We start from the raw sequence: 3,685 nt of genomic DNA, 5'->3' as shown, positions 1-3,685 counted from the left end.
TAGGCCTCTTCGAGGTTCAGCCGGGACAGGTCCGGGATCCGTCCGGCGCCGTGAACGACGAGGTCCGCATCAATTGTCGCCGGGCTGCCGGCCTGATCGACGTGTACCTGGTAACCGGATTCGGTTTTCACGACGCTGGTGATGCTCGTACCGCGCTGGACCTCGATTCCGGCGTCGGAACCGCGGCTGATCAGCAGTTCGACAAGATCCGCGTCGAATGCCTTCAGCGGCCGGACACCACGATCCACGATGACCGGGGAGCTTCCCGCACGGGCGGCGATGTGGGCGAACTCGAAGGAGACGAAACCGCCACCAACAAACACGATCCGGGAAGGAAGGCTCTCAAGGTTCAGGAAGTCGGTGCTATCGATCAGGTGTTCCTCGCCCGGGAAGTCGAGAGGCTGGGGGGTGGCCCCGGTCGCGATCAGGATTCTCGACGCTTCGTAAGTTGCCCCATCGATCTTGACTTGTCTCGGACCGGTGAAAGCAGCCGTACCGTGGAGAGTGTCCACGCCGTGTGCGCGTAGGTCATCTTCCATACTTTGCGGCACGGGATTAGTGAAGCCGTGTTTATGCTTCATCAGATCGCCCCAATTGATCGACAGACCGCCCTCGTTGAGGCCCTTGCCGCGCATCAGCCGGGCGTCTTCCACCACCTCTGCGGCGCGCCGCAGAATTTTTTTCGGGTCGCAGCCGCGCAGAGCACAGGTGCCACCGTAGGGAAGTGCATCAACGATTCCCACGCGCCACCCTGCCGAGGAGCATTTCGTCGCCGCAGCGATCCCGGCCATTCCGGCACCGATGACCAGCAGGTCATAGTTGTCAGTCATCTCAAGCTCTCCTTTTTGTCAGGTATCTTTCCGTGGCCGCATCTGCGGCGCCTACCGAGAGGAGCCACGGTGACGCGGAGCAGTGGACGTCCTCGCCGACCATCCGCGGTTCGCCATCGTTAGTCCTCGGGCACTCAACCGATGGGCAGGGCTGCCCGCATCTGCTCGATGGTGGGCGCGCCCGCTGGCCCCTCGGGAGTCAGGTACCTGCGGCATGCCAGCCCCACCTGCGTAGACGCATCAGCGAACACATCGGTCCCGTTGATCAGGATGGTGGGGGAACCGTGGAAGCCCACCCGCTCGGCCTCGTCCGCGGTGTCGATCCTCTGACGTGTTACAACGATGTCGGGGCGTTCCGCGGTGAGGACCATGAGCCGCTCGAGGGTGATTTCCCAGTTGGGGCAGCCGTCGAAGTACTGCAACGTGATATTCATACTTCCGACACTAGACCTTGCAGTTCGCTACAAGGTCAAGGGGTAGGGTGGAACGGTGCTCATCGGGAAAGTCGCTGCGATCACCGGCGTCGACGGTCAAACCATCCGCTTCTATGAACGACAGGGGCTGCTGCCGGCGCCTCGTCGTGAGCCCAATGGGTACCGAAGCTACGATGACGCCGCCATCATCGGCCGATTGCAGTTCATCCGGGCCGCCCAAACCTCCGGCCTTACCTTGGCCGAGATTGGGAGCGTCCTCGGGCTTCGCGATGCCGGTGAGGCCCCATGCGCCCACGTATCACTCCTACTGGAGCAAAAGCTTGTCGACGTCAGTGCCCGTCAACGCGAACTCGCTGCCCTGGCAACCGAACTTGAGCAACTCATCGAAACCGGTCATGACCTCGACCCAGCCGACTGCGCCGACGCAGACATCTGCCGCATCATCGCGACTCCAAAAACGGCCGGACACGACAAGTAACACGTTTAGTCCTCGCCATGAGGCCCCCGGAGAAACCCGCCACGTGAAGATGCAGGTCACCGGGGACCTGTTCTGTAGCTAAGTCTGCAGCTATCTTCAGCGACATCCGGGCGATGGATCGTATGGCTGGTGGGGTGGTGATCCGGCACCAATTCCTCCAGGGGGGGAACCCGGCCCCGGTGGACGTCGCTTGTGACGCAGGCAGGGGCCTGCCTGGACGGGCAGGGGCCTGCCTACGTGGTGTGAGTGGTTAGAGTCCTGGTGCTGCCGGGATGTCCAGGTCGGTTTCCACGAGGTGGTTGAAGTAGTTGGTGAACAGGTTCAGGGCTATGTGGGTGGAAAGTTCGGTGAGTTCAGTGTCGGTCCATCCTGCATCGAGACCGGCCTGCCAGTCACTGTCCTTTACTGCTCCCTTGTTCGCGGTTGATTGCCGTGCCAGTTCCAGCAGGGCCGCGAGCTTGTCGTCGAAGTCAACGTCACCTTTCCGGATCGAAATCGTCTGGTCTTCGGTGAGGCCAGTGGCTTTGGCTCCCATGGTGTGGGCGGACTGGCAGTAGGTGCACTCGTCGACGTTACCCACGACCAGGGCGATGGCCTCCCTGGTACGGGCATCGAAGGTTCCGTAGTCGCCGATGACCTGCTGGAGTGCCACATAGGACTGCAGGACAACTGGGGAGTGGGCCATGGCGCCGTGGATGTTGAGGACTTTTCCGAACTTCTGGCCTAGGGCGCCGAGCTCGTTGCGGCTTTCTTCAGGGGCGGTCTCAGGAGTGTGGACGGTGATGCGTGACATGCGTGTTCCTTCTTTCATCGGGGTTTCTCGGATGGAGGTTTATAGGAGAATCTGACAGCGGTTCTGCATGACGCTCGGGCGTGGATGTGCCACGGGTCGAGCTGGGAGAAGGGTCAGAAGGTGGTGCGGGAGATCCGTCGGAGCCCTGGGAGGTCTTCGATGACAATGCGTCCCCTGCCCTGCCGGATCAGGTTGCGGGTTGCGAAGTCCGACATCGTCTTGCTGGTCGCCTCGCGTGTTGCCCCCAGCAGTCCTGCGAGTTGCTCATGAGTAAGTTTCACTGCCTGGGATTGTGTGAACCTGCTGCGGGGCGCTGATTCGGCGAGTTTCAGCAGGGTCGCGGCTGTGCGTGCGGAGAGGGGACGTAGCGCCATGTCCGTCAGGCGTTCCTCGAGCCTGGCGACTTGCTCGCCGAGAAGACGCGAGATTTTTACCGCCATTTTGGGGTTGGAGAGGAAGTGTTCCTCGACGTCCCCGGCGCTGAGCTGGCACACTGTCGAGTCCTCGATCGCTTCGGCGTAGTTGTCATACATCTGCTGGCCCACCAGGAGCATTTCGCCGAACACGGCGCCTGGTTCCAGGATGGCGATGGTGAGGGTTTTTCCGTCCTCGGCTACCCGGAAGATGCGGATCCTGCCTGCCTTGAGGATGAACAGGGCGCTGACGGGCTGGGCCTGGCTGAAGACGAGTTCCCCGCTGTGGAAAAGCCGCGGGGGCGATATCCGGTCTAGCGAGGCCATGTCCTGGGTAGTGAGATCAGCGAAGAGCTCCACCGCGTTCAGGCAGCTGAAGGGCTCCCCTGTTTCAGCCAATATCTCGACCTCCTGTTCGTGCGGTGCCCATACCTTCGAAGGACTCGTAGCGGCGGACAGGATCGTGGTGGAGCATGCGGCGTTCAACTTGGGAGCTGTCATCGGCGGCGTCGGAGGATCATCGCTGCGACCAGTCCCAGAATAACCCCGTAGATCACATGGCCCATCAACGATGTTAAGGAGGCCCCATCAAGGGTGAACAGCGGCATCCCCATCATCGCCGGCATGATCAGCAGCGGCCCCAGCACCCACCACAACGCTCCATAGAGCGCGCCGACGAGGGCACTTTTCATCAGGCTTCCCGACAGCAAGCCGGCCGCAGGTATCGTCAGGGCTAG

Annotated in this window: 5 protein-coding genes and 1 pseudogene; 1 reads left to right on the top strand and 5 read right to left on the bottom strand. The window is 61.8% G+C overall.

Translation table 11 applies throughout. The features are described 5' to 3' along the window. Both IWX65_RS17280 and IWX65_RS17275 read right to left on the bottom strand, forming a co-directional pair. Positions 1-830: FAD-dependent oxidoreductase (locus IWX65_RS17280; protein WP_196884787.1), on the bottom strand; the 830-nt coding region annotated here is incomplete at its 3' end. Between the two features lie 134 nt (positions 831-964). Further along, positions 965-1,264 (bottom strand): thioredoxin family protein, encoded by a 300-nt coding sequence (locus IWX65_RS17275; protein WP_196884786.1) that lies wholly within the window; start codon positions 1,262-1,264, stop codon positions 965-967. Between the two features lie 55 nt (positions 1,265-1,319). On the opposite strand from IWX65_RS17275, the gene IWX65_RS17270 reads away from it, so the two are divergent. Further along, positions 1,320-1,742, top strand: coding sequence for a heavy metal-responsive transcriptional regulator (locus tag IWX65_RS17270; protein WP_196884785.1), 423 nt, complete (start codon positions 1,320-1,322; stop codon positions 1,740-1,742). Between the two features lie 250 nt (positions 1,743-1,992). Here the strand turns inward: IWX65_RS17270 and IWX65_RS17265 are convergent, their stop codons facing one another. From IWX65_RS17265 to IWX65_RS17255, 3 genes and pseudogenes are all read right to left on the bottom strand, one after another. Continuing rightward, complete coding sequence (locus IWX65_RS17265) at positions 1,993-2,535, bottom strand: carboxymuconolactone decarboxylase family protein (RefSeq protein ID WP_196884784.1); 543 nt, start codon at positions 2,533-2,535, stop codon at positions 1,993-1,995. A 113-nt stretch (positions 2,536-2,648) separates the two neighbouring features. Then, the gene (locus IWX65_RS17260; protein ID WP_196884783.1) at positions 2,649-3,449 is read right to left on the bottom strand and encodes a Crp/Fnr family transcriptional regulator; all 801 of its coding nucleotides are present in this window, start codon (positions 3,447-3,449) and stop codon (positions 2,649-2,651) included. Then, positions 3,446-3,685: pseudogene (locus IWX65_RS17255) on the bottom strand (hypothetical protein); the annotation flags it as partial. The gene IWX65_RS17260 and the pseudogene IWX65_RS17255, both read right to left, overlap by 4 nt.

Origin of the sequence: Arthrobacter sp. CAN_A214 (assembly GCF_015751955.1) — a bacterium.
GTDB lineage: Bacteria > Actinomycetota > Actinomycetes > Actinomycetales > Micrococcaceae > Arthrobacter_D.
The sequence above is the reverse complement of the archived record's forward strand: the minus strand, read 5'-3'. Positions and strand labels throughout refer to the sequence as shown.